This window comes from Acinetobacter sp. 16, assembly GCF_033439925.1.
Lineage (GTDB): Bacteria > Pseudomonadota > Gammaproteobacteria > Pseudomonadales > Moraxellaceae > Acinetobacter > Acinetobacter junii.
The window spans coordinates 708,813-733,913 of sequence record NZ_CP137746.1; the positions used below are offsets into that span (position 1 = coordinate 708,813).

24 protein-coding genes are annotated in these 25,101 nt (G+C 40.0%); 17 read left to right on the forward strand and 7 right to left on the reverse strand.

Going from position 1 to position 25,101, the window contains the following annotated elements:
- Nucleotides 1–387: 387 nt before the first annotated feature.
- Genes R2H34_RS03380 through R2H34_RS03390 form a run of 3 tightly spaced genes read left to right on the forward strand, consistent with a single transcriptional unit; the run spans nt 388 to nt 3,308 of the window.
- The gene (locus R2H34_RS03380; protein ID WP_004906659.1) at nt 388–1,515 is read left to right on the forward strand and encodes a Re/Si-specific NAD(P)(+) transhydrogenase subunit alpha; all 1,128 of its coding nucleotides are present in this window, start codon (nt 388–390) and stop codon (nt 1,513–1,515) included.
- Nucleotides 1,516–1,526: 11 nt separating this feature from the next.
- Nucleotides 1,527–1,850 (forward strand): proton-translocating transhydrogenase family protein, encoded by a 324-nt coding sequence (locus R2H34_RS03385; protein ID WP_004681730.1) that lies wholly within the window; start codon nt 1,527–1,529, stop codon nt 1,848–1,850.
- Between the two features lie 3 nt (nt 1,851–1,853).
- Nucleotides 1,854–3,308: an NAD(P)(+) transhydrogenase (Re/Si-specific) subunit beta gene (locus R2H34_RS03390; RefSeq protein WP_004906661.1), complete on the forward strand. Its 1,455-nt coding sequence runs from the start codon at nt 1,854–1,856 to the stop codon at nt 3,306–3,308.
- A gap of 62 nt (nt 3,309–3,370) precedes the next feature.
- Here the strand turns inward: R2H34_RS03390 and R2H34_RS03395 are convergent, their stop codons facing one another.
- Entirely contained in the window at nt 3,371–4,192 is an 822-nt protein-coding gene (locus tag R2H34_RS03395) for an SDR family NAD(P)-dependent oxidoreductase (protein ID WP_004960751.1), read from the reverse strand.
- A gap of 296 nt (nt 4,193–4,488) precedes the next feature.
- On the opposite strand from R2H34_RS03395, the gene R2H34_RS03400 reads away from it, so the two are divergent.
- Together R2H34_RS03400 and R2H34_RS03405 are read left to right on the forward strand one after the other, a co-directional pair.
- Complete coding sequence (locus R2H34_RS03400; protein ID WP_004960748.1) at nt 4,489–5,811, forward strand: ammonium transporter; 1,323 nt, start codon at nt 4,489–4,491, stop codon at nt 5,809–5,811.
- 14 nt (nt 5,812–5,825) lie between these two features.
- Nucleotides 5,826–6,452 carry a hypothetical protein gene (locus R2H34_RS03405; RefSeq protein WP_125297946.1) on the forward strand — a complete coding sequence of 209 codons (627 nt, stop codon included), beginning with the start codon at nt 5,826–5,828 and terminating at the stop codon, nt 6,450–6,452.
- Nucleotides 6,453–6,492: 40 nt separating this feature from the next.
- On the opposite strand, the gene rsfS is transcribed toward R2H34_RS03405, so the two are convergent.
- The 5 genes from rsfS to R2H34_RS03430 all read right to left on the reverse strand — a co-directional run bounded on the left by rsfS (nt 6,493) and on the right by R2H34_RS03430 (nt 12,354).
- Complete coding sequence (gene rsfS / locus R2H34_RS03410; RefSeq protein ID WP_004906669.1) at nt 6,493–6,891, reverse strand: ribosome silencing factor; 399 nt, start codon at nt 6,889–6,891, stop codon at nt 6,493–6,495.
- An 81-nt stretch (nt 6,892–6,972) separates the two neighbouring features.
- Nucleotides 6,973–7,767 (reverse strand): hydroxypyruvate isomerase family protein, encoded by a 795-nt coding sequence (locus tag R2H34_RS03415; protein WP_126131875.1) that lies wholly within the window; start codon nt 7,765–7,767, stop codon nt 6,973–6,975.
- 24 nt (nt 7,768–7,791) lie between these two features.
- A complete protein-coding gene (locus R2H34_RS03420; protein WP_039047737.1) occupies nt 7,792–8,658 on the reverse strand; it encodes an NAD(P)-dependent oxidoreductase in 867 nt (288 codons plus the stop codon).
- A gap of 21 nt (nt 8,659–8,679) precedes the next feature.
- Nucleotides 8,680–9,468, reverse strand: a complete 789-nt coding sequence (locus R2H34_RS03425; protein WP_004906675.1) for a crotonase/enoyl-CoA hydratase family protein — start codon at nt 9,466–9,468, stop codon at nt 8,680–8,682.
- 75 nt (nt 9,469–9,543) lie between these two features.
- Nucleotides 9,544–12,354 carry an ATP-binding protein gene (locus tag R2H34_RS03430; protein ID WP_318342417.1) on the reverse strand — a complete coding sequence of 937 codons (2,811 nt, stop codon included), beginning with the start codon at nt 12,352–12,354 and terminating at the stop codon, nt 9,544–9,546.
- A gap of 148 nt (nt 12,355–12,502) precedes the next feature.
- Between R2H34_RS03430 and cysM the strand changes: the two genes are divergently transcribed.
- The 4 genes from cysM (at nt 12,503) to R2H34_RS03450 (ending at nt 18,065) form a co-directional block, all read left to right on the forward strand.
- Nucleotides 12,503–13,426: a cysteine synthase CysM gene (cysM, locus tag R2H34_RS03435; RefSeq protein ID WP_004955667.1), complete on the forward strand. Its 924-nt coding sequence runs from the start codon at nt 12,503–12,505 to the stop codon at nt 13,424–13,426.
- A 61-nt stretch (nt 13,427–13,487) separates the two neighbouring features.
- Nucleotides 13,488–14,321: a 3'-5' exonuclease gene (locus tag R2H34_RS03440; protein ID WP_151730657.1), complete on the forward strand. Its 834-nt coding sequence runs from the start codon at nt 13,488–13,490 to the stop codon at nt 14,319–14,321.
- A complete protein-coding gene (gene rlmD / locus R2H34_RS03445; RefSeq protein ID WP_282896672.1) occupies nt 14,318–15,727 on the forward strand; it encodes a 23S rRNA (uracil(1939)-C(5))-methyltransferase RlmD in 1,410 nt (469 codons plus the stop codon). Before R2H34_RS03440 ends, rlmD begins: the two co-directional genes overlap by 4 nt.
- Before the next feature lie 31 nt (nt 15,728–15,758).
- Nucleotides 15,759–18,065, forward strand: coding sequence for a RelA/SpoT family protein (locus R2H34_RS03450; RefSeq protein WP_004960720.1), 2,307 nt, complete (start codon nt 15,759–15,761; stop codon nt 18,063–18,065).
- 39 nt (nt 18,066–18,104) lie between these two features.
- On the opposite strand, the gene R2H34_RS03455 is transcribed toward R2H34_RS03450, so the two are convergent.
- Complete coding sequence (locus R2H34_RS03455) at nt 18,105–18,878, reverse strand: SDR family oxidoreductase (RefSeq protein ID WP_039047740.1); 774 nt, start codon at nt 18,876–18,878, stop codon at nt 18,105–18,107.
- Nucleotides 18,879–18,976: 98 nt separating this feature from the next.
- On the opposite strand from R2H34_RS03455, the gene mazG reads away from it, so the two are divergent.
- The 8 genes from mazG (at nt 18,977) to R2H34_RS03495 (ending at nt 25,100) form a co-directional block, all read left to right on the forward strand.
- Nucleotides 18,977–19,783 carry a nucleoside triphosphate pyrophosphohydrolase gene (gene mazG, locus R2H34_RS03460; protein ID WP_039047741.1) on the forward strand — a complete coding sequence of 269 codons (807 nt, stop codon included), beginning with the start codon at nt 18,977–18,979 and terminating at the stop codon, nt 19,781–19,783.
- Nucleotides 19,752–20,177, forward strand: coding sequence for a ComEA family DNA-binding protein (locus R2H34_RS03465; RefSeq protein WP_039047742.1), 426 nt, complete (start codon nt 19,752–19,754; stop codon nt 20,175–20,177). Before mazG ends, R2H34_RS03465 begins: the two co-directional genes overlap by 32 nt.
- A gap of 138 nt (nt 20,178–20,315) precedes the next feature.
- Nucleotides 20,316–21,770, forward strand: a complete 1,455-nt coding sequence (pcnB, locus tag R2H34_RS03470) for a polynucleotide adenylyltransferase PcnB (RefSeq protein ID WP_039047743.1) — start codon at nt 20,316–20,318, stop codon at nt 21,768–21,770.
- Entirely contained in the window at nt 21,767–22,255 is a 489-nt protein-coding gene (gene folK / locus R2H34_RS03475; protein WP_004960709.1) for a 2-amino-4-hydroxy-6-hydroxymethyldihydropteridine diphosphokinase, read from the forward strand. Before pcnB ends, folK begins: the two co-directional genes overlap by 4 nt.
- Nucleotides 22,256–22,294: 39 nt before the next feature.
- Nucleotides 22,295–23,104 carry a 3-methyl-2-oxobutanoate hydroxymethyltransferase gene (gene panB, locus R2H34_RS03480; RefSeq protein ID WP_004906704.1) on the forward strand — a complete coding sequence of 270 codons (810 nt, stop codon included), beginning with the start codon at nt 22,295–22,297 and terminating at the stop codon, nt 23,102–23,104.
- Between the two features lie 3 nt (nt 23,105–23,107).
- On the forward strand, nt 23,108–23,953 hold the full coding sequence (gene panC, locus R2H34_RS03485; protein ID WP_004960706.1) for a pantoate--beta-alanine ligase: 846 nt from the start codon (nt 23,108–23,110) through the stop codon (nt 23,951–23,953).
- Nucleotides 23,954–23,982: 29 nt separating this feature from the next.
- Nucleotides 23,983–24,834, forward strand: a complete 852-nt coding sequence (gene rapZ, locus R2H34_RS03490) for an RNase adapter RapZ (RefSeq protein WP_004906708.1) — start codon at nt 23,983–23,985, stop codon at nt 24,832–24,834.
- Nucleotides 24,831–25,100 (forward strand): HPr family phosphocarrier protein, encoded by a 270-nt coding sequence (locus R2H34_RS03495; protein ID WP_039047744.1) that lies wholly within the window; start codon nt 24,831–24,833, stop codon nt 25,098–25,100. Before rapZ ends, R2H34_RS03495 begins: the two co-directional genes overlap by 4 nt.
- Nucleotide 25,101 lies beyond the last annotated feature (1 nt).

Consider the following 25,101-nt stretch of genomic DNA (forward strand, 5'->3'; position numbering starts at 1 on the left):
AATCGAATCATTCAGAGATGAGCTGTGATATTTATGTATCAGAGATAGTGAGAGCGGGTTTTAGTTTATTTATGAGATATCGCTATACAGGCTTTTATATCAATAAAAGCTTAGGCAAGAATTGAGCTGTATTGATAATAATCAAATCGAATTATTTTGTTTGTATAAATTTGAATTATTGCTTAACCGGAAGACAAACGTGCTGAGCATACAAGGTTTAAATACAAATATGAATCATCAGTTCAAAATATAGGTATTTATTAAATAAATATTGGGTGGAATTTTAAAAAACTTCCATTAGAATCCAAAATTCTACAAAGAATACTCCTGGGGGAAACATTGCTATCCGCGATGTTTACTTAAGAAAAACTAGCTTGAGGAACGCTCATGCAGATCGGAATCCCAACCGAAACTGTCGTCGGTGAAAGTCGTGTAGCTGCTACACCTGAGACAGTAAAGAAGTTGATTAACGCAGGTCATAGCGTTGTCATTGAACGTGGTGCTGGTGTTAAAGCTGCGTATATTGATAGTGCTTATGAACAAGTTGGCGCAACCATTACAGACGATGCATATACAGGTAGCCAAATTATTTTGAAGGTACGTGCCCCTAAGGGTGACGAAATTCAAAAGCTTGCGGCGAATACGACTGTGGTTGCAATGTTTGACCCTTACCGCAATCCAGAATTAGACCAGTTTGCTACTCAGCAAGTGTCTGCTTTTGCATTAGAGTTACTTCCACGTACACTTTCACGTGCACAAAATATGGATGTACTTTCTTCACAAGCAAACTTGGCAGGTTATAAATCTGTATTGTTAGCAGCGGCTGAATATCAACGTATGTTCCCAATGTTAATGACTGCTGCGGGTACCGTAAAACCTGCACGTGTTGTGATCATGGGTGTTGGTGTTGCAGGTCTTCAAGCCATTGCGACTGCAAAACGTTTAGGTGCAGTTGTAGAAGCAACAGACTTACGTCCAACAGCAAAAGAGCAGGTTGAGTCTTTAGGCGGTAAATGGTTAGACGTACCAATGTCCGATGAAGAAAAACAACGTGCTGCTGAAGCTGCGAAAAGCGGATACGGTTGGCAGCCTGGTGAGCAATACATCAAAGATCAAGCTGCGATTGTAGATAAAGCGGTATCAAATGCTGACATCGTAATCACGACTGCATTGATTCCAGGTCGTAATGCTCCACGTCTGATCAAAGCTGAAACTGTTGCCAAAATGAAACCAGGTTCTGTTATTTTGGATATGGCTGTTGAAACTGGTGGTAACGTTGAAGGTTCTAAAGAAGGCGAGACTGTTGTTACTGAAAATGGCGTGAAAATTTTGGGTATCCCAAATATTCCAGGCACAGTTGCAACAGAAGCATCGGCATTGTATGCACGTAACGTTTTCAACTTCCTTGAAACATTATTCGACAAAGACAAAAACTTTGCGATCAATCAAGAAGATGAAATCCAAAAAGCGTTACTCGTGACTCATGGCGGTCAAGTACTGCTCAAGCGCGGTTAAGGAGAGTTCTCATGGTTGAAACGATTACAATTTTCGTCCTTGCCATCTTCGTAGGTTACTACGTAGTTTGGGGAGTAACACCTGCGTTACATACACCACTTATGGCGGTAACAAACGCATTGTCTTCAATCATTATCGTTGGGGCAATGATCCAAACCGTGGGTATGCCTGTGATTGGTGTTGAAGCAAATGTAGCTTTCCAAAGCGTAAACGTTGTGAGCATCTTGGGTGCAATTGCTGTGTTCTTGGCAAGTATCAACATTTTTGGTGGCTTCGCTGTAACTGCTCGTATGCTTGAAATGTTCAAGCCGAAGCAAAAGAAAAAAGAGGGCTAATAGATGGAATTTATTCGAGACTATGCGGATTGGTTCTACCTGATTGGTGCCGTCCTTTTTATCTTAACTTTGCGTGGTTTGTCAGGTCCTAAAACTGCAATCGCAGGTAACCGTTACGGCATGATCGCTATGGCGATTGCTGTAGTGACAACATTCTTTGTTGCAGAACATCCAGTTGTTTGGATGATCGTTGGTGCGATGGTACTTGGTGGTGTGGTTGGTATCGCTCGTGCGCGAACTGTTCCGATGACACAAATGCCTGAAACAGTTGCTTTAATGCACTCATTGGTTGGTTTGGCTGCGGTATTAATTGCGATTGCTGCGATTTTACACAACAATCAATTAACAGCATTATTTGCTGAAAATGAAGCTGCTTTGACTGCTGCTGGCGTACAGCATGCTCATATGAGCAAAGTTCATTTATTTGAATTGTTTGTAGGTTGCTTCGTTGGTGCGATTACATTTACAGCATCAGTATTTGCTTACGGTAAATTAGCTGCTAAGAAATGGGCAAAAACGATTTCTGGTGCTTGGGTTAAACCGGTTCAAGCGCTTATCTTTGCTGCAATGCTTGCGGCAGGCATTATGTTCTTCTTGACGAATAACATGACTGCTTTCTGGGCGATGACAGCACTTGCACTTGCATTTGGTTGGGTTTGGATTGCGCCAGTTGGTGGTGGTGATATGCCAGTTGTGGTATCGCTTCTTAACTCATTCTCTGGTTGGGCTGCAGCTGGTATTGGTTTCACACTAGAAAACAATATGTTAATCGTTGCTGGTTCACTTGTAGGTTCTTCTGGTGCGATTCTTTCTTACATCATGTGTAAGGCGATGAACCGTTCAATCATCAACGTATTGTTTGGTGGTGCGATGGGTGGTGCAGCAGTTGCTACAGCGGACAAAGGCGAACAAGTTCAACGTAACTATCGTTCTGGTTCAGCAGATGACGCAGGTTTCTTGATGTCAAATGCTGACAGCGTTGTGATTGTACCTGGTTATGGTATGGCGCAAGGTCGTGCACAGAATGCAGTTAAAGAATTATGTGAAATCTTAAAAGAACAAGGCGTAACAGTACGTTTTGCGATTCACCCAGTTGCGGGTCGTATGCCTGGTCACATGAACGTATTACTTGCTGAAGCGGATGTTGCGTATGAAGATATCTTAGAGATGGATGAGATCAACTCAGACTTCCCAGCAACAGATGTAGTACTTGTAATCGGTGCGAACGACGTAGTTAACCCTGCAGCGAAAGATGATCCAAGTTCACCAATCTATGGTATGCCGATTCTTGAAGCTCACAAAGCTCGTACAATCATGGTGATCAAACGTTCTATGGCAACAGGTTATGCTGGCTTAGACAATGACTTGTTCTACAATGAAAAAACAATGATGATCTTCGGTGATGCGAAGAAAGTTGTTGAAGATATGACGAAAGCAATCAATGGTGGTGGTCACTAATTTGACCTCATCAGGATTGAGAAAGCCACCCTTGGGTGGCTTTTTTATTTCGTTCTTATCAATTAAAGAAAATTTTCAACAAGATCCATGGATTGATCATATAGTTCACGAGCGAGTTGTTGATTTTTTGCGTGTGGTGATTTCCAGTCTGGCATATGTGCACTGACATATTCACCATTACGATTTGCCCAATGATCTGCAATAGCCATATCTGTAATTAACTTAGCAGGAACAGAAGTGGATACTAAACCGATTTTCATAACTTCATAAACAGGCTTTGGTAGTTCGCGATAGATGTCTGATGCAACGCCACCTGGATGCAAAGCATTATTGGTAATGGTGCTATTCGCCATACGTTCAGCTAAAGCATTACTGAATAAAAGATTCGCTAACTTAGATTGCCCATAATAAAACAGCGGATTGTAGAAACCTTCTGCGCGAAATTTATTAGGTTTGATTGAACCTGCCCAATGTGCAATTGAAGCAAGGTGGATGATGCGAGCTTTAGGTGCTTTTTCTAAAACTGGGAGAAGCTTTTGGGTCAACAAGAAGTGACCGAGATAATTCACACCAAATTGTTGTTCAAAGCCATCTTGAGTGAGTTGTTTGGTCTTAGCAAACAATCCTGCATTGTTAATTAATACATCTAAATCACCATAACGATCCGAAATTTCATCCGCTGCTTTTCGTGTATGTTCTAGGCTATTTAAATCTAGAGAAATAAAATCCACTTGCCCTTGGTCTAATGCACGTAACTTTTTCAGTGCAGCCTGTGCCTTTAGAGGGTTACGACAAGCCAAAATGACATGTTGTCCATTTTTCACAAGTTGTTCAGCGGTAGCGAAACCAATCCCAGTATTTGCACCTGTAATTAAAATTTTCATTTCTATGCTCCAGCAATACTTATATTTCTAAAACTTTAAAGCATTGTTATATTGCTTTAATTTTGACAATTTGTCATGTCAATTTTGTGCGTAAGGTGATTCATATTTATTTGAGATGCGTATTTGTCAATGAAGAGACTGATATTCAATGTGATTTCTACAAGATATCTATGGCATATCTAAGTTTTTATTTTTTACATTGAATAAATATAAATACTTGAAAATCTAAAAAGAAATATATGTTTATCTTGGCATTCTCCTTGCATTGGATTGAATGATCTTTTAAGGGGAATTTAATGAAAAATATAATTTTGATTTCTACATTTTTAATATTTCTCTCAACATCAGTATCCGCCTCAACAGCACCGAATATTCAAGAAATTCGTATTTCACTCGATAGTGTTTGGGTGGTTATTGGGGGGATCTTGGTGTTTTTCATGCAGGCAGGATTTGCATTGATCGAAAGTGGTTCAGTGCGTAGTAAAAATACCGTCAATGTACTGATGAAGAACTATATGGATACCTGTATCGGGGGCTTAGTATTTTGGTTGTTTGGATTTGGATTAATGTTTGGCTTAAATCAATCGGGATGGATTGGATTGAGCCACTTTATGCCAAATCAGATGGATGATTGGCACTGGAATTTGCTTTTCTTCCAAATGATGTTTGCTGCGACGGCTACAACCATTGCGAGTGGAGCAATGGCAGAGCGTATCCATTTTGTTGCCTATGTAGTAAGTGCCATTTTTGTGAGTGGTGTGATTTATCCAGTTTTTGGCAGTTGGGCGTGGGGTGGTTTGTTTGGGGGAGATGGTTGGCTTAAAGCAATGGGCTTTATTGATTTTGCAGGTTCTACAGTTGTGCATTCTATTGGTGGTTGGGTGGCTCTTGCAGGGATTATTGTCCTTGGTCCTCGTTTAGGGCGATTTGGGCGTAAAGGACAAGGCCATTTTTTAGCTGGACATAATTTACCTCTAGTTGCGCTAGGTGGGTTTATTTTGTGGTTTGCTTGGTTTGGTTTTAATGCTGCTTCAACTGTTTCAGCAAATGTCAGTATTGGTCGTATTGCGTTGAATACACATTTAGCAGCATGTGCAGCAGCTTCAACTTATATGATTTTGGCATTGATCCGATCTAAGGCTGTATTAATACGCAATACCATTAATGCTTCGCTGGCGGGGTTGGTCGCGATCACTGCTGGTTGTGCCACGATGTCTCCAATTTTCGCAATTATGACAGGTGTTGGTGCAGGCATATTGATTAGCTTTGTGCCACAACTTCTTGTCAAAATGCAGTTGGATGATGTTGTAGATGCGGTGGCGGTTCATGGCGTATGTGGTGCTTGGGGTACATTGGCTGCTGGTGCATTTTTGGAAACTAATCTTTTTGATGCAAATGTGATGTATGTTCAGATCATAGGAATTTTTGCTGCGTTCGTTTGGGGATTTGGTTTGGCATTGCTGGTATTTAAGATTTTGGACAAAGTTCTTGGAGGTTTGAGAGTGTCTCAGCAACATGAACAACGAGGCCTAGATTATACCGAGCACGCGGAGCTTTCATACCCAGAGTTTCAAAGGGATTTAACCTTTGATGCTGACAATATTACGCATCGTCATTAATAGGAGCTGTATTTATGGCTGAATTAACGATTGAGCAAAAAAGATTAGCAATTGAAAAAGGCTTATCTCAGTATTTACCTGAGTCTGTTTTGCAGCGTGCTTTAAGTTACTGGGAACGTGAATATGGGCATCAGCCATCATTTGTTTTGAATCGATTTCTCAGTGAAATTTGTTCAAATGATGAATTGCGTATGCAGCGCAAAGAAATGTTGCGTCAAGTTCTATACGAAATCTCAATATTAGAGAAGCAGCAACATCTTAAAGTAAAAGATAAAAAAGTATCCACCACACAGCCTAGTATTCAAATTAATGAAAATAATAATGCGCTTTTTCAGGTGTTTCATGATTTTGTGATGGCTGTATTAAAGGGTGTGGTGCGAGATGATTATCTGGAGTTTGTGGAAGAAATACAGAAAAGCATGAAGAAGCATCGATTACTTGCTGGATATTTTTATCTCCTGGGTGCAGAGCAGGAGTCATTAAAGCAAATTTCACAGCAACATTATGCTGATATGTTAACTATGCTATATGCGATTTATTGTGATTTTTACGGTCCGATTAAAGCAGATCAGCTTTATGCTGCAATACGGCAAGAAATCAAACAGAATTATACTGAAGTGAATCTCGCATCATTATTGTAGATATAAAAAAGCGACCTACTAAGGTCGCTTTTTTTGAGCTTTAAGCTACTGATTCAGGAGTGCGCCATAGGCTTTCGAGATCATAAAACTTACGAGCAGTAGGTAACATTACATGTACAACGACATAACCTAGATCGATAAGGATCCATTCAGCATCTCGTTCGCCTTCGACGCCGAGTGGGCGGAAACCTGCTTTACGTGCTTCATCAGCAACATTATCAGCAAGGGCTTTAACATGACGAGTAGAAGTACCGCTTGCAATTACAATTGCATCGGCAACATTACTGATTGAACTTACATCAAGTTCTAAAATATCTTTGGCTTTTACATCTGCAAGGGCTTCATGTACAACTTTTAGACAAGCTTGTACATCTTTATTAGATGGTTGGATTTTTAGGTCGTGAGAATTAGAAGCGCTGGGCGATGGTTCTAAATTCATAGAGGGTATATTTTCCTTACAATTGCTCATTGTCAAATATACCGTTTTTCTCTAAAAAATTCAAATTTTAGCCGTAACAGTTTATGTATTCACATCATTGGAGAAGTACTTTTTTTTCCATCCAAATGATTGATCTGATTGATCTTTTGGTCTGTATTCAGCCCCAATGTAGGCTTTGTAGTCACTCTGAAGTAACCAATCGAAAATAGGCTTGTAGACAATACTACCTGTATCAGGTTCATGTCGATGTGGACAATCTGCGAATTGAATATGTCCAATAAGATCAATATTTTCCTGCAATCCTGCTAGAACATCTTCTCCCATCATTGCCATATGATAGCAATCGTATTGCATTTTAAGCGCAGGGTGATTTACTGCTTCTAACATTTCTTGGGCTTGAGCAATATTTTGAACGAGAAAGCGGGGCATGTCGGTCCCGTTAATCATTTCAAATACAGGAGTAATATCTTGTTCTGTCAGCATATGGCAGGCAAGTTTTAAGTTGCTTGATAACGTGTTTAGGCAAGGTAAAAGGTCTGCATCCAAAGGTTGCTTACCTGCCAAAATGTTGACACTTGGTACCTTGAGTGCTTTTGCATATTTGATGGCTAATTCAAGTGCATGATGAAAAGCGATTTCCTGACCTGGCACCCCTGCAAGACCATCACCACCTTGCATAAGATCCCCAGCCGGAACGTTAATTAAGCAAAGTGATAACCCATGTTGTTCAAGCTGAGTTTGAATGTCTAGGATGTCTAATTCGTATGGGAATTGAATTTCAACATGTTGAAAACCATGATTTCGAGCGAGTTCGAATCGTTCTATCAAAGGTACTTCAGTAAAAATCATGGATAAATTGACTGCAAGTCGGCTCATGTTCAATCTCCTTGAATTAATACTTTATTGTTCTATATATTGAATGATAGTCGCTAAATCCTTCTCAGCAAAGCCATTTTCTTGGTGAGCTTGTAACTGTAATAGAGCTTTTTGTGCAACAGGTATTGTTAAGTTAAAACTTTGAGCTAGTTTTAGCGCATTATTTAAATCTTTTGATAAAGTTTGCACTTTCCATTGCACGGGTTCGAATGTATGAGTTGCCATTCGTGGTGCAAGTATTTGAAATGGTTTTGAGTCGGCGAAACCGCCTGCAAGAGCAGGGGCAAGTAATCGGGTGTCAACACCAGCTTGGTCTGCTAAAGCGACAGCTTCTGCAATCAAAGTGCTATTTGCAGCAACGATTAATTGATTACATATTTTTGTTGCTTGACCAGTGCCAGATGCCCCCATGCGCGTAACACGTTGTGATAATACTTGATATATCGGAGCAAGTTGCTGGATGGTTTGTTCATCTCCACCTGCAAAGATGACCAGTGTCCCTTGTTCAGCGCCTGCAGTCCCACCTGAAACGGGTGAGTCAATCCATGTTAGGTTTTTTTCTTGGGCAGCCCGAGCTAAATTTTGTGTTGCTGAGACAGACAAGCTTGAGAAATCGACAAGAATCTGTCCTGCGGCTAAATGAGGTTGAATTTTGCTGAAAACACTTTCGACGGCAGAGTCATCAGCCAAACAGATTAGAATAACGGGATATTCATTTATTTGTTCTAAGTCGAGTGCAATCGCACCTTGTTGAATGATTGAATCACATGCATGTGGACTTCGATTCCAAACAGCGACTTTATAACCTGCTTGGAGTAATCGGATTGCCATACGCGTTCCCATTAACCCCATTCCTAAGAATGCGATTGGTGTTTGCTGATTAACATGCATGTGAAAATACTCAGATCATAATTACTTGTATTGACGAGGTAAGAATTGAACTTCAGGGTTCTTATCTTTCTTACGAGCGAGGGCACTATTTTTACCTAATAACAGTTTGAGTTGCCATAATTTTTCAAGGCGTAATGCTTTTTCTGGTTGGTGCTCCATGGCGTCGAGCACTCGTTTTGCTGCCATTAATGCATCTGGTGAGCGTTGCAGCATTTCTTGAGCAATCACATGTGCTTTTGCTAAAGGATCTTGATCAAGATGAGTCACTAAACCGATATTTTTTGCATATTCTGCATCAAAGATACGTGCAGTTAGTGTGAGTTCTTTCGCTAAATCAACACCGATCAAACCTTTTAATGAACGTGTTAAACCCATGTCTGGTACTAATCCCCAACGACTTTCCATAATAGACATTTGGGTGTTAGGTGTTGCAATACGAATATCAGCAGCAAGAGCGAGCTGCATTCCTGCACCAAAACAATATCCCTCAATAGCAGCAATGACTGGGATCGGAAGATTTTGCCAAATAAGAAATGCTTTTTGGAATAAGCTTTGCCCTGGCTTGATCAGTTCCCACGCTGCAAATGCCGTATTTTTGGGATTGTTCAGGTCGGATAAGTCAATCCCAGCACTGAAGACATGTGCTTCACCTGTCAAAATGACACAACGAATCGAGCGATCTTTTTCGATTTTTTTTGCAGTGGAAACAAGTTCTTTTAATAATGCAAAACTCATTGCATTACGTTTGTCTGGGCGGTTTAGATAAACCGTTGCAATTCCGTTGTTTTTCTCAATACGTAAAAGCGACATTTGCTTAACTCTTATTGTGTGCGATAAGTCAGCATAGCATGAGTCCCAGAGTGGAAACATGACACAACAGTCACGCTAAATGTCATGAGAGTGTAAAACCAGATTAGCAGCTAGCTTGACTTGTTCGATTGCCATGTTAAGTTCATTAAAGCGATGTTTTGTTTCACGAATAAATGCATCATCCGCTTTTCTACGCTCCTTGCGCAGTGTCGAAATAAATTGCTCAAATTCACCAGAAACACGTTGCAGGTTAGGTGTGCCAACATAACGTGTTGCACCATATAAGCGGTGCAAGACATGTTCCAGCTGAGGGAAATCTTCAAGTTCGATTAACTGTTGCATTTCAGCTAGTTCAGTATCAAAGCTATCGACTAACATGTTGAGTAGGTCTTGAGCGAGATCTTCTTTATTCGCGGCAAGTTGAATGCTTTGTTGCCAATTTAGAATTTGCGGGTCAATCGATTCAACAGGACGTTTCTGCTCATTCACTTGAGTTTGAGAACTAAAATTATTCTTTGTCCAATGGGTAAGGATTTGAATGATTTGTTCCATTTGAATAGGTTTGGTGACGTAATCATTCATACCCACTTTGAGTAGCTTTTGTTTTTCATCCGCTAAAGCGTGTGCTGTAAGAGCAATGATTGGGAGCTGCATACCTGAATCTAAGGTTGATTCTAATGAGCGAATCGCTCTCGTGGTATCTATCCCTGACATCACAGGCATTTGAATGTCCATGAACACAAGATCAAAAGGCGGAAGTTTTTGTTCGATGCGTTCTTGAATCAGGTCAATAGCTTTTTGACCACTCAATGCTTTGGTTGTAGTGACATTTAACTCACCAAGTAAGGCTTCAAGAACGATGAGGTTTGGTAAATGGTCATCAACGGCTAAAACATGCAAGCCTTGACCATTAAAGTCTTCAGGCTCTTGTTCGAAGATCGGTTGGTTGCTCAGGAGCTGTACAAGTTCACGACGACTCAAAGGCTGATAAAGTGGTCGAGCGCGGTATTCATTGAGCATATTTGGTTCAAGGCTCATTTGATATCCGTACATCGCTAAATTGCCGCTATAACGTTGACGGATTTCTTTGAGCAATGCTTCTGTATCGCCACTGTGATCAACGATCAACCAAGTATTATCTTGTTGGCTTAAATGATTTAAGCGACTGAATAGATCCAGAATTGATTGGGTTTCAATATGTGCGACATGGTAGTTTTCTAAATATGAACGTAAAACACTTGCTGTTGCAGGGTGAGCGAGATAAGACACCACTTGCAAGTGCTCAAAGTGTGGATGCTCAACATATTCATTTTGCTCTTCAACTTTAAACAGCGCCGTGAACCAAAAGGTTGATCCTTTTTCTGTCGGTGCGCGTTCTTGATTGTCTTCGAAGCCGATGTGACCATGCATTAAGTGTACTAATTGTTTGGAAATTGCTAACCCAAGACCTGTACCACCAAATTGTCGCGTGACGGATGCATCACCTTGCGAGAATGATTCAAATAATTTTTTACGATCGGTCCCACTTAGACCAATCCCGCTATCTTGAACACTGAAATGTAGTAAACATTGACCAATTTCATCATCCTCCATTCGAACGCGTACGATGATTTCACCATCGGGGGTGAATTTAATTGCATTTGAGATGAGGTTGGTCAGAATTTGTTTAAAGCGTAATGCATCGCCTACAACGTGTTGTGGGATATTTTCAGCATAGTAGAACGCCATGTTGATATGCTTTTGTGCAGCCAAAGGCGAAAGCATATCCATAACATCAAAAATAGCTTCTTCTAGGTCAAAAGGTGCAGTTTCGAGTTCTAGTTTTCCTGCATCAATTTTAGAAAAATCTAGTACGTCATTAATGAGTGCCAATAGATGTGCAGATGACTTGCGTATAGTTTGAAGATAAAGGTTTTGTTCATTACTCAAATTTTGTTGGCGGAGTAATAAATGAATAAAACCATCAATACTATTTAGTGGTGTTCTCAGCTCATGGCTGATATTGGCAAGGAAAACAGATTTTGATTGATTTGATGAAATTGCTTGGTCACGTGCCTGACGATAGGTAATGTTTTGGACTTCTAAGGTATCTAAAGTACGGCGTAAATCTTCTTCTGTCTGTTCAGTATGTTCTTTAAGTTCCAAGAAACTGTAGTGTAGGCGTTTAACAACGTTGGCTATATCTCGCTGCAATAAACGTAGCTCACCAGTACTGTTCACTACAATATGTTGATCTAATGTATCTGCATTTAAGCGTTGCATTTGCATCCGTATTTCATACAGTGGAGCTAACCAACGTCGTGAAAATACATTTAAGCAGAACAATAGGATGAGTAAGGTGATCAGACCTGTTACGACTAGTGATAATAAAATCTTATAGCGAGCCAGTTCTAAAGGGTGATTATCGAGCTCAACCATCAACCAAACTGGATTGGTAGCATCACTTTTAATTTTTGTACCGTAAATGCTGTTGTGATTGTGTTGTATTGGTCCAAAAAAATTACTGTTATTTGGGAAAGTTGGCCAGAAACGATTGTTTTGATAGCCGACGCTAAGATAGGTTTGTCCTTGATTATCAATCAAAACGGCTCGTTGTAAGTTCTTCTCATTAAACATCTTTTGCATGATGTTTTGAGCACGATAATATTGATCAGGACGTTCTTGCACCAGTCGCAGTAAATCTGCGGCAGTTTGATGATATCGAGCTAAGATTGCAGAAGCATCTGAACGTTGTTGTTGTTTTGCTGAATTCGTCGTTTCCGATAAGACCCAAAGAATTCCAACGCTGGTCAATACCGCAATCGGCACTAAAATCAGTGCGATCAACTGTCCGTAAGCATGATTCAGCCGTAAACGCTTTGATAGGGTTTTATTGAAATTTGACATAGTGCGGTCAGATTTATCATTCTGCGAAACATCTTATCATGCTTTGAGAAAAGCGAGGCATTTACCAGCCAATAAAAAGCATATTGAAAAGGTGCAGTATTTTGGTTTTTTTCATACAATAGTCACCACCTTAATATCGGTGTCGATCATGACGAATACGCAAACTGATTTTTTAGCAGAAGAATTTTTACTGGATTATTATGTCGGTAAAAGCCCCTTGGTGCGTTTACAGCGTTTAGCGAGTCATACTCAAGCCACGGTATTAGCAAAATTAGAAGGCAACAATCCTGCTGGATCAGTGAAAGACCGTCCTGCTTATAATATGATTATCCAAGCTGAAAAGCGTGGACAAATTAAGCCTGGTGATACTTTGATTGAGGCAACCAGTGGAAACACAGGTATTGCACTTGCGATGGTTGCGGCAATGCGCGGCTATAAAATGAAACTGATCATGCCAAATAATATGAGCCAAGAGCGTAAAGACGCAATGTCTGCGTATGGTGCTGAGTTAATTGAAGTGACTCAGAAACAAGGTATGGAAGGTGCTCGTGATCTCGCGATGCAAATGCAAGCTGAAGGTAAGGGTTTGGTGCTGAACCAGTTTGGTAATCCAGATAACGTTGAAGCACATTATCTCACGACAGGTCCTGAAATTTGGAAACAAACAGGTGGGAAAATCACCCATTTTGTAAGCTCAATGGGAACTACGGGTACCATCATGGGTGTTTCCAAATATTTAAAAGAACAAAATCCTGATATTCAAATTGTAGGCCTACAGCCGTCTGATGGTTCAAGTATTGCTGGAATCCGTCGTTGGCCAGAAGAGTACTTACCAACTATTTTTGATCGTAGTCGTGTTGATCGTATTATTGATATTCCACAAATTGAAGCTGAGCGAACTATGCGTAAGCTCGCTCGCCATGAAGGTATCAGTGCTGGTACATCATCGGGTGGTGCAGTGTGGGCATCTATTAAAATCGCAGAAGAAAATCCTGATGCAGTGATTGTATGTATTATCTGTGATCGCGGTGATCGTTACTTATCAACGGGATTATTCTCCGTACAAGATTAAAATCTCCGCCTAGCCCCTCTCTTTGCAAAAGAGAGGTTGGGAGGGATTGAGCGAGATTCCGATGAACTTACGTTTTCCAATTTTAGTTTTTGATATTGAAACACTGACTGATCTAAAGGCAGGGGCCCATCTTTATCATTTAGATTTACCTGATACTGATGTGGAGCAAGCGCTTACAAAAATTCGTCGTCAAGAATCTGGTATGGATTTTCAGCGACTTCCATTACATGAGATCGTTTGTATTTCAGGATTATGGATTGATGAGAAAGGATTTCGACTTTTTTCATTTAGTCAGGAAAGTAATTCAGAAGCAGAAATGTTGACTAAATTTTTATCAATTTTTGATAAAAAACAGCCTACGTTGATCAGTTGGAATGGTTCGCAGTTTGATTTGCCCGTTATTTTATTTAGGGCGATGTATCATGGTTTATCTGCTCCAAGTTTGTTTGATCAAGGCGAAATTGATAACCAGAAGCGGTATAATAACTACCAAAATCGTTATCACCAGCGTCATGTAGATTTGATGGATGTGATGGCGATGTTTAATGGTCGCAATTTCCAGAAGCTTGATGATATTGCCTGTTTACTTGGCTTCCCAGGCAAGCGTGGTGAATCAGGTTATCATGTACCAGAGTATGTGCGCTCGGCACAGTGGTTGAAACTGACCAGTTATTGCGAAGGCGATGTCTTAAATACATGGTTGGTTTATTTGCGTTGGTTATTGTTGAAAGGTCAATTAAATCGACTTGATCATCAACAGTTGATTCAATCAACTATTGATTATTTACAAACTCAAACGCAACAGACAGAATTTTTACAGGTATGGCAGCAGACATCGCAATATACTGTATTCACCGCAGATACGTTTGCGCAAAAAATTAGGTTGATCTTTTGAAGCATAAAGCAAAAAAACGTCCCGTTCAGCATCCGATTTACACCTTCGATATTGAAGCTTTTTCGCACGAAGGGCGTGGTATAGCGCACTATGGAACACATCCTGACCATCCTAAAGAAAAGCATGGTAAGAAAGTGTTTATTCGTTATGCTCTGGTGGGTGAGACGGTAAAAGCAAAAATTACCAACCAAACCACACGTTTAGAAGAAGCGGAAATGATCACACTAGAAAGTGATGCTTCGGAGCAACGAGTTGCACCTGTGTGCGCGCATTTTGGTGTGTGTGGTGGATGTAGTTTGCAACATATTCATCCAGATCAACAGATAGTGTTAAAGCAAAATGTATTGAAGTCACATTTAGAACATTTTGCTGGTTTACAACCAGAAGAATGGTTAGCTCCAATTCGTTCGGTCAAAACAGATTATCGTCGCCGTGCTCGCATTGGCGTGCGATATATTCCAAAACAAAATCGACTAGTGATGGGGTTTCGAGAGCATCACAGCAACCATTTGACTGATATACAGCAATGCAAAGTCTTAGATCAGGTTTTGTCAGATGCGTTGGTAGAACTAAAAACTTTACTCGAAAGTCTAACAGGCAAAGCCCACATCGGTCATATAGAATTGGCGATGGGTGATGATGAGGTCGCGTTATTAATTCGTCACTTGGATGAATTAAATGTGTCGGATGTCAACCAATTGCGTCAATTTACGTTACTCAAGGGATGGCAGTTATACTTTCAATCAAAAGGTATAGACAGTTTGCATCGAGTTGACGATGAACATGCACCTATGCGTTTACATTATAGTCTTGAGGATTTTAAGGTGAAGTTTGCATTTTCGCCTTTAGATTTTACTCAAGTGAATAGCCATGTGAATGCGCGTATGGTTCAGTTGGCATGTGAATTGCTTGATTTGAAAGAGGGTGAGCGAGTACTTGATCTGTTTTGTGGGTTAGGTAATTTCTCTTTACCTTTAGCACGCTGTGTGGGTGAAACGGGTCGAGTCATCGGTGTTGAAGCAAGTGATGAGATGGTTGAACGAGCAACTGAAAATGCGCAAGCAAATTATTTGACTCAAGCCAGCTTCTTTTCACAAGATTTAACAAAAGACTTTTCGCATCATTCTTGGGCAAAGCAAGGATTTGATGCATTATTAATTGATCCTCCACGATCAGGTGCTTATGAGGTTATGCAATACGTACCTAATTTTGGAGCGAAAAGAATCGTTTATGTTTCATGTAATCCTTCGACACTGGCAAGGGATGCAGGTGTACTGGCACAATATGGCTATCAACTTAAAAAAGCGGCAGTGATGGACATGTTTACCCATACTGAACATGTTGAGTCAATTGCCTTATTTGAAAAAATTGAACAGCTTGAAAAGACCCAAGAGATAAACGATTAGAAAATGAGTTACATATCCAGAGGAGAATGGTATGGTCACAGTACGTGAGCAGTTACCTGGACGACTTCACGAGTTGTCAGAGGAAACGACTGTAGAACATGCCGCTGAAGCGCAAAGTGGTCTAGTCTCATGGTTAGATCGAGTGCGCGATATCTTGGGTGGGGCAGAGTTAAAGCAACTACAAAAAGTTGCGCAACTTAGCTTAGAAAAAGAGTTAGAAACAACGGTGAATCATCGTAGCAATACCTTTAGTACAGGTATTGGTATGGCGGATATTTTGGCACACTTACATGTTGATGAAGATACGCTTTCGGCAGCTGTCTTATATCGTAGTGTACGTGAAGGCCTGATTACTTTAGAAGATATTCAACAACAATTTGGAGAGCAAGTGTTGAGCCTTGTAAAAGGTACGCTTGCAATGGGTAAGCTCTCTGAGTTGATCGAAAAAAATAAACGTTTAGAAGATCATTTTAATAACAATCAGCGCGAACACCTGAGTGGCATTTATAAAATGCTGATCTCAGTGACGGAAGACGTTCGTGTTGTACTGATTAAGCTTGCTGAGCGTACTTATGCCTTACGTGAATTGGCGACTGCAAGTAAAGAGCGTCAAGAGCGTGTAGCACGAGAAATTCTAACGATTTATTCGCCTTTAGCGCATCGCCTAGGGATTGCTCAACTCAAGTGGGAACTTGAAGATCTTGCATTCCGATATTTAGCGCCAGAGCGATACAAAGAAATTGCTTCTTTGTTGAATGAAAAGCGTTTAGAGCGCGAACAATATATCCAATTTGTGATTGATAAACTCAAAACTGAATTGGCAGAGCATGATATCCAAGCTGAAATTAGTGGTCGAGTAAAACACATTTATTCGATTTATCGCAAAATGAAAAGCAAGAACCTTAGCTTTGATCAGTTATATGATATTCGTGCTGTTCGAGTTTTGGTTAAGGGAGTTCCTGACTGCTATCACGCTTTGGGTATTGTGCATCAGTTGTGGCGTCATATTCCAAATCAGTTTGATGATTATGTAACCAATCCTAAGGCAAATGGCTATCGCTCTTTGCATACGGCTGTGATTGCTGAGAATAAGTCACTTGAAGTACAAATCCGTACGTTTGAAATGCACAATGAGGCAGAATTAGGCGTATGTTCGCACTTTAACTATAAAGAAGGTGCGAAGAATACCGATCATTCATTTAATGATCGCTTACACTCTTTGCGTGCAGTGCTTGAACATTACCAAGAACGTACTGAAACAACACCACATGCCGAAGATGATGAGTCTAATGGTATTGATCATATTCAAGATTTTGAAAATTTTGAAAAGATTTATGTGTTCAGTCGTGATGGGGATATTAAAGAATTACCCCGTGGTTCGACTGTTTTAGATTTTGCTTACCATGTGCACACTGAAGTCGGTAACAAGTGTTATGCTGCACGTGTTAACCAGCGTTATGTTCCACTTACTTATACCTTGAAAACAGGTGAGCAAGTTGAAATTTTAACGAAGAAAGATCGTGAACCTAATCGTGATTGGTTGGTGAATTCTTTAGGTTATATTAAAACCGCTCGAGCAAGAGATAAGTTACGTCACTGGTTTAGACAGCAAGATCGTAGTAAAAATATTGAAGTTGGACGTGAGTTACTCAATAAAGAGTTGGCGCGTTTAGCGATTCATCCAAAGAGTATTGATCTAAAAGATTATTCATCACATTTCAATTTGAAATCTGGTGATGATATTTTAGTGGCTTTGGTGAGTGGTGATATCAGTCTACATGCATTGATTAATCAAGTTAATCGTCAAATGCATCTAGATCAAGATGAGCCTGAATTGGTGCTGAAACCAGCATTGAATCCACGTGCAAGCCATACTTTATCTGCGCATGGGATTTTGATTGATGGTTTGGATAACGTAGAACTGCATATTGCACAGTGCTGTCAACCTGTTCATGGTGAGTCAATTGGTGGTTATATCACTTTAAATCGTGGTGTAAGTATCCATAAAGTGGCTTGTCCTGATTATATTCGTATGACGACTCAAGAGACTGAACGAGCAGTTGAGGCGGATTGGGAAATGCAGCCAACACGAGGGCAGAGTGTTCAAATCGTGGTGGAAGCGTATGATCGCCGTGGTTTACTGAAAGATCTCACACAGGTGATTTTCTCAGACCAAATTAATATTCGTCAGGTCAATACGATTTCTGAGGCAGATGGTATCGCCAATATGAAACTCTTGATTGAAGTTAAAGGTTTGGCGCAATTGTCTCGGTTATTAGCTCGTTTGGAGCAACAACCAGGGATTATTAGCGCTAGGCGTTTGGTTCAAGGAAGCTAAATTAATAAAAAGCTGCATGTAAATGCAGCTTTTTTTGTATTAGCGCTTCGATAAGAAAATATTGGTGAGTCGATTTAAAAATTGTGGGCTTATACTCGACAATTGATACATCAGCTTGGTTTTGATGCCTACAGGCGTATGTGTCGGAATTAAAGCATGATCTTTTTGTTGTGCCAAATGTAATACTTGTTTGGCAACATCAGCAGGGGTTAAATCAACGCCGATATTTTGAATACTACCTGCATCCATATTCTTCACCATATTGGTTTGAACGAATAAAGGCATGACATCAAGTACACGAATATTGTACTTTTGCCATTCGACATCTAATGCTTCAGTTAAACCACGAACGGCAAATTTACTTGCGGAATATGAGGCTAAATCCGCTTGACCATAAATTGCTGAAGCAGAGGATAAATTGATAACACGAGCAAATCTTGCCTGTTGCAAATGATTTAAAGCCGTATGACAGCCATTAATAATGCCTTTGACATTGATATCAATGGTGCGATGGTGTGATTGGATATCTGTTTTTTCAAATGGTCCAGAATACAAAATTCCCGCATTATTGACTAAAATATTGAGTTCACCAGCCCAGTTTCTAAACTCTTGTAAGGCGATTTGCCATTGACGGTAATTGCTGACATCGAGGTAACCAGCCTTAGCATTCTCACCTAACTCAGTGGCTAATTGCTCAGCAAGTTCTTGGTTAATGTCATAAATTCCAACTTTATAGCCATTCTTATGGAATAAACGTGCGATTTCAGCGCCAATTCCTTGTGCAGCACCACTGATAAAAACACTAGCTTGCATTGCTGTCCTTTATATTGATATTTCTTGAGTGGGTGCATATTACGCACAAGCGGCTTTATGCTGCAACAATTTAGCGGTTTAGGTTTGAGGAGGTCATCATGGAAAAATTATTAGAGATCATGCAGGAATTAAGACAAAAATGTCCATGGGATCAACAACAAACACCTGAAAGTTTAACGCGTTATGCAATTGAAGAGGCTTATGAGGTCGAAGCTGCCATACGTGAGGGCAATATTGATGAGATTCGAAATGAATTGGGTGACTTGCTGTTGCAAGTGGTGTTTCAATCACAAATGTTTAGTGAGAAAGGGGCATTTGATTTTAACGATGTGGTAGATGCAATCAGTGAAAAGTTGATACGTCGTCACCCACATGTTTTCCAAGCAGATCAGTTTAAAGATTTGAGTTCAGACCAAGTAAGTGAATTGTGGAAGCAAATTAAACAACAAGAAAAAAAAGATAAAAGTGTATCTAGATTAGATGAAATCAAACATGCTCCAGCCTTGGTTCAAGCACAAGAGGTTCAAAAGAAAGCAGCGCAACTTGGTTTTGATTTTGAAACGGTGACTGATGCTTATGCGAAATTAGAAGAAGAGTTAGGAGAGTTGCAACAAGCAATTAAAAATCAAAAAAATGATGAAATACAAGAAGAATTCGGAGACTGCCTATTTTCTTTGATCAACGTTGGTCGTAAACTGGGGCAGTCGAGTGAGATGGCATTGTTGGCAACAATTTATAAATTTAGAAGCCGCTTTGCTTATATTGAACAACAAGCACAACGACAAAATAAAGACTTGCAAAAAATGAGTTTGGCGGAAATGGATGAACTCTGGGAGCAAGCAAAACGACAATTAAAAACTGAGGGGAAAACACATGATTTTGTCGAAGCCACGCAGCAGACATAATCTATTTATACTGATTTTACTATGGCTTGGGTGTTATACAAGTGGTTATGCGCAGCAATTTGATCAATCTTATGAAAAGTGGAAAGCTCAACAGCAAGCGCGTGACCAGCAGTTAGCTAAACAGCCCAACAATAGTTACTATTTATCAAGACCTAGTCAGCAAAACACCAAACAATTTTCATCTTCTATAAATATTCAGTCAGATAAAATTAGTTTGAATCAGGCAAATCTAGAACAGTTACAAACTTTGAATGGAGTGGGACAGAAAAAAGCTCAAGCAATCATTGAATACCGCCAAAAGAAGGGTGGTTTTAAAACAATAGATGAATTAATGAATGTAAAAGGAATCGGGCCAAAACTGCTTGAGAAGAATAAAGCAAAGCTCATACTTTAAGATTCAATAGGGAAAAAGTCACTAATCTGAGCAATTGATCTGTTGAAACTTCAACAGAATAAATTGCCCTTTGTGTGTGTTAGAGCTATGATTAGCGACAAAATGTTATTTACGTCCTGACGTAGGAGACAGTGTCTTTTGCAAACTTTGCGCGCGTCAAAATGTGGTTTGTCCACAACTCAACTACCACCTTCAATTCTTGATGTAATTGATAGCCTCACTAAAGCAGGTTATGAAGCTTATATCGTCGGTGGTGGTGTTCGCGATATGATGCTTGGTCTTAATCCTAAGGATTTTGACGCAGTTACCAATGCTACACCAGCTCAAGTTAAAGAGGTTTTTGGTCGACGTTGCCGTATTATTGGTCGACGATTTGAGCTTGCACATGTTTATTCTGGTCGAGAATTAATTGAAGTTGCGACCTTCCGTGCACCGCCTAAAAAAGCAGTAACCAGTGCTTCTGGTATGATCTTACGAGATAATAACTGGGGAACGATTGAGCAGGACTTTGCTCGCCGTGATTTCTCAATTAACACTTTATATTATCAACCCCGTAAAGCCATCGTTCTAGATTTTTGTCATGCAGTTGATGACATTAAAACACGTACATTACGATTTCTTGGGGAACCAGCACAGCGTTTCGAAGAAGATCCTGTAAGAATGCTACGTGCCTTGCGTTTTGCTGCAAAATTAAACTTTCAAATTGATTCTTCGATCTTAGATGTATTTAATCCTGAGATGACGCAATTGTTGCGTGATGTCTCTCCGCATCGTTTATATGATGAATCTCAAAAATTATTTACGATGGGACACCTGAACCGTGTTCTACCGATGTTGATTGAGTTTGGTGTTTGGAAGCAATTGTTTGCTGAAATTCCACCGAACATCACTGCTTTTATCGAGCGTGCAGCTAGAAATACAGATCAGCGTATTCAAATTGGCAAAACTATTAATCCTGCATTTTTCTATGCGGTATTGTTATGGAAACCGTTTTTAGAGCGATGTGATTTTTATTTAAATAAAGGGATAGTTCCTGCAGAGGCTCGCGCACAAGCAGGTTTGGATGTTTTAAAACGTCAAGCGACTCGAACTATTATTCCTCGTTTTGCTGAAACTTTTATTCGTGAAGTTTGGGAAATGCAGACACGTTTGCTCAATCCAAAACCGCAACAAATAGAAGCCCTAGCAGGTCATGCACGTTTTCGCGCAGGATTTGATTTCTTATTGCTTCGTGAGAAGTCTGGTGACACAAGCACAGATGGTATGGGTGTTTGGTGGGAAAACTACCAAGAGATGTCAATTGATCAAAAAGAAGCGGTTATTCGTCAATATAATCGCCAACGTACAAAATCAAGACGTAAGCTTGCTGAAGTTGATGATGTAAAGACTACTGAAATTGAACCTTTGGTGAATGTACCTGAACCTAAAAATCGACGTGCTAAAAAAGAGCGTGTTAGAACAGATGATTCGGTCAATCGTTTTATTGAGAAAGCTTCAACTGATTCAAATTTAATTCATGCTGATCATCCGATTTTGAAACGTAAACGTGTAAAACGTGATTTAGCAGAAGTTGTTTTTGGACCGACGCAATGACGATTCGTACTTATATTGGTTTAGGTTCAAACTTAGGTGACTCAAAACACATTCTTGCAGAAGCAGTTTTGAAATTATCAAGTTTGGGTACTGTTCAAGTCTCTAAACTATATCAAAGTCCACCGATGGGACCGCAAGATCAGCCTCATTATCTGAATGCTGTGGTTCAGTTAGATACAGAATTGTCACCACTAGATTTGCTTGATCAATTGCAACAGTTTGAGAAAGATGCTGGACGTATTCGTTTGCGTCATTGGGGAGAGCGGACTCTTGATCTGGATTTACTGATTTATGGACAAGAGCAGATACACAATGAGCGTTTGACCGTGCCACATGTTGGTGTGTTGGAGCGTGATTTTGTCGTGATTCCATTATTAGATTTAGATGATCATTTGCAAATAAATGGTCATTCTTTAAGAGATTTAGAACTTTTACAGCAAGCAAATTTGACTGTAATCGCAGATCAATCTTGGGCAAATGCTTAAGATTTGTCTGTTCTGGAAATGCCTGTAGAGGACACCATCATGATTAGTCTAAGTGACTTAAGAAAGTTTAAAGCCGAAGGACGCAAGTTTTCATGTCTAACTTGTTACGATGCAAGTATGGCTAAAGCAATGGAACTGGCTGAAATCGATACGATTTTAATCGGTGATTCTCTCGGAATGGCGATACAAGGACGGGACTCAACCCTTCCTGTAACAGTAGAAGATATGGCTTACCATACTGCTGCTGTTCGTCGCGGTAATTCGCATGCTTTGATCATGACTGATTTGCCATTTATGAGTTATGCGACACTTGAAGATGGTTTGAAAAGTGCAAAAGCTGTGATGCAAGTTGGCGCGCAGATGGTCAAGATCGAAGGTGGTGCATGGTTAAGTGAATTGGTTCAAGTGCTTACACGTAATGGTATTCCTGTTTGTGTACATTTGGGTTTAACACCTCAGTCTGTACATGTTTTTGGCGGTTATAAACTACAGGCGAGAACACGTGAAGCAGCTGATCAATTGATTGCAGACTGCCAAGCTGTAGTTGATGCTGGCGCAGCAGTTTTATTGCTTGAATGCGTACCAGCACAACTGGGTAAAGAAATTGCTGAATTATTTCCAAACACACCTGTGATTGGGATTGGTGCAGGTAATCAAACCGATGGTCAAGTGTTGGTTGTACAGGATATGCTTGGGCTAACATTTGGGCGTGTTGCACGTTTTGTACGTAACTTTATGAAAGAACAATCAGGTGAAACAGCAATCCTAGATGCCTTTAAAGCCTATCATGCTGCTGTACAAGATCAGTCTTTCCCAGCTAAAGAACATACTTTCCAAGTTGAGCTGTAATTCATGAAAACAGAAACAACAATTCAAGGCTTAACTGCGTCTCTTTCACCTGCGCGTGCTGCAAAAAAAATGATTGGTTTCGTACCAACCATGGGGAATTTGCATGAAGGTCATTTGACCTTAGTTCGTGAGGCAAAGAAGATTTGCGATGTCGTTGTCGTAAGTATTTTTGTTAATCCAACCCAGTTTGGTGTTGGAGAAGATTTTGATAGTTATCCGCGTACACTAGAACAAGACAGTCGTTTATTGGCTGATGTTGGTTGCGATATTATTTTTGCGCCTTCTGTTGAACAAATGTATGGTTCACAGCCACGTTTAACTAACATTAGTGTTGGTCAGATTACTGACGATTTATGTGGTAAATCACGTCCAGGACATTTTGATGGTGTTGCGGTTGTCGTGACTAAATTATTTAATATTGTTCAGCCAGATTATGCATTTTTCGGGCAAAAAGACTATCAGCAACTTGCTGTTATCCGTCAATTAGTTCAAGACTTGAATATTCCACTTGAAGTGATTGGGGTGCCAATTGTTCGCGCTCAAGATGGTTTGGCTTTAAGCTCTCGTAATGGTTATTTAACTGAAGAGCAACGTGCAACAGCACCGAAGATTTATCAGCTATTGAAACAAGCTGAGCAAGATCTCCATGAAGGTAAAGCCTTGTCAGCGGTTTTGGCTACAATCTCGGATCAGTTGACTCAAGCAGGTTTTGTTGTAGATTATGTCGAGGCTCGACAGCCAAATTTACAGCCAATTGAACAGTTTACTCAAAACTTAGTTCTGTTTGTTGCTGCAAAACTTGGCTCGACACGATTGATTGATAATTTACAAGTCGAATATAAAACATAAAACATAAAACTATAAAAGGGCAAAATGCCATGAAGCGTATTCTTATCGTTACAGGTCAGTCAGGCTCAGGGAAATCTTCAGCATTACAAGTGCTTGAAGATCTCGGCTATTATTGTATAGATAACTTACCCTTGGCATTATTGCCTGAGATTGTGGCAAAACTAGATCATGAGAATAATTTGGAGCAACTTGCCTTAGGTGTTGATATCCGAAGCACTCGTGCAGATATGCAAGAGTTCGATCATGTCTTCGAGCAGTTAAAAAGACATGGTTCGGTTGATGTTATTTATCTGACGACTCAAGATCAAGATTTGATAGCGCGTTTCAGTGCATCACGACGACCACATCCTTTGGCGAGTCGTTTTAATAGTCTGTTGCAATGTATTCAAGAAGAAAAGCAACTGCTTATTCCGATACAATTTCGCTCTACAGTTCATATTGATACCACAGATAAAAGTGTTCATGATTTAAAACATATTTTATTGTCAAAATTAGGTCAGTCAGATAATTTGATTGTGATCTTGCAATCTTTTGGTTATAAGCACGGAATTCCTTTAGATGCTGATTATGTATTTGACGTAAGACATTTACCAAACCCGCATTGGGATTTAGAATTACGCCGTCTGTCTGGCTTAGATGAGCCAGTCCGTCAATTTTTAGAAAGTAATCAGCAAACCAATGAGATGTTTGCTGATATTTATGCTTTTCTTGAAAAGTGGTTGCCTGCCTTTGCTGAAGGGCATCGCCATTACATGACCATATCTGTGGGTTGTACTGGTGGGCAACATCGTTCCGTTTATATTGTGGATAGACTCAAAAAGGCTCTTGAGGCAAAATGGGCTGTCCAAATTTTACATAGAGAAATGAAGCACTGGTCATGATAGACACAACGATTGATGTAATTAATAAACTCGGCTTACATGCACGTGCTTCTGGTAAACTCATCGAAGTCACCACAAAGTTTCGCTCTTCTATTCGGATTGGGAAAGGCGATAAATTGGTTGATGCAAAAAATATTATGTCATTGTTGATGTTGGGTGCTGGTAAAGGCACAACATTAAGATTGGTGATTGATGGTGCTGATGAAGAAAAAGCACTGGAAGAAATTCAAACGCTGTTCGCAGCAAAATTTTATGAGGCAGAGTAAT

Bases quoted from the DNA above. Each gene is read 5' to 3' on its own strand.
- folK (WP_004960709.1), top strand. From the start codon at position 21,767: ATGACGATTCGTACTTATATTGGTTTAGGTTCAAACTTAGGTGACTCA.
- R2H34_RS03425 (WP_004906675.1), bottom strand. From the start codon at position 9,468: ATGTCGCTTTTACGTATTGAGAAAAACAACGGAATTGCAACGGTTTAT.
- cysM (WP_004955667.1), top strand. From the start codon at position 12,503: ATGACGAATACGCAAACTGATTTTTTAGCAGAAGAATTTTTACTGGAT.
- R2H34_RS03405 (WP_125297946.1), top strand. From the start codon at position 5,826: ATGGCTGAATTAACGATTGAGCAAAAAAGATTAGCAATTGAAAAAGGC.
- R2H34_RS03395 (WP_004960751.1), bottom strand. From the start codon at position 4,192: ATGAAAATTTTAATTACAGGTGCAAATACTGGGATTGGTTTCGCTACC.
- R2H34_RS03390 (WP_004906661.1), top strand. From the start codon at position 1,854: ATGGAATTTATTCGAGACTATGCGGATTGGTTCTACCTGATTGGTGCC.
- R2H34_RS03385 (WP_004681730.1), top strand. From the start codon at position 1,527: ATGGTTGAAACGATTACAATTTTCGTCCTTGCCATCTTCGTAGGTTAC.
- R2H34_RS03420 (WP_039047737.1), bottom strand. From the start codon at position 8,658: ATGCATGTTAATCAGCAAACACCAATCGCATTCTTAGGAATGGGGTTA.
- R2H34_RS03415 (WP_126131875.1), bottom strand. From the start codon at position 7,767: ATGAGCCGACTTGCAGTCAATTTATCCATGATTTTTACTGAAGTACCT.
- panC (WP_004960706.1), top strand. From the start codon at position 23,108: ATGAAAACAGAAACAACAATTCAAGGCTTAACTGCGTCTCTTTCACCT.
- rapZ (WP_004906708.1), top strand. From the start codon at position 23,983: ATGAAGCGTATTCTTATCGTTACAGGTCAGTCAGGCTCAGGGAAATCT.
- R2H34_RS03440 (WP_151730657.1), top strand. From the start codon at position 13,488: ATGAACTTACGTTTTCCAATTTTAGTTTTTGATATTGAAACACTGACT.
- panB (WP_004906704.1), top strand. From the start codon at position 22,295: ATGATTAGTCTAAGTGACTTAAGAAAGTTTAAAGCCGAAGGACGCAAG.
- R2H34_RS03380 (WP_004906659.1), top strand. From the start codon at position 388: ATGCAGATCGGAATCCCAACCGAAACTGTCGTCGGTGAAAGTCGTGTA.
- R2H34_RS03455 (WP_039047740.1), bottom strand. From the start codon at position 18,878: ATGCAAGCTAGTGTTTTTATCAGTGGTGCTGCACAAGGAATTGGCGCT.
- rsfS (WP_004906669.1), bottom strand. From the start codon at position 6,891: ATGAATTTAGAACCATCGCCCAGCGCTTCTAATTCTCACGACCTAAAA.
- R2H34_RS03400 (WP_004960748.1), top strand. From the start codon at position 4,489: ATGAAAAATATAATTTTGATTTCTACATTTTTAATATTTCTCTCAACA.
- R2H34_RS03450 (WP_004960720.1), top strand. From the start codon at position 15,759: ATGGTCACAGTACGTGAGCAGTTACCTGGACGACTTCACGAGTTGTCA.
- R2H34_RS03495 (WP_039047744.1), top strand. From the start codon at position 24,831: ATGATAGACACAACGATTGATGTAATTAATAAACTCGGCTTACATGCA.
- mazG (WP_039047741.1), top strand. From the start codon at position 18,977: ATGGAAAAATTATTAGAGATCATGCAGGAATTAAGACAAAAATGTCCA.
- R2H34_RS03465 (WP_039047742.1), top strand. From the start codon at position 19,752: ATGATTTTGTCGAAGCCACGCAGCAGACATAATCTATTTATACTGATT.
- R2H34_RS03430 (WP_318342417.1), bottom strand. From the start codon at position 12,354: ATGTCAAATTTCAATAAAACCCTATCAAAGCGTTTACGGCTGAATCAT.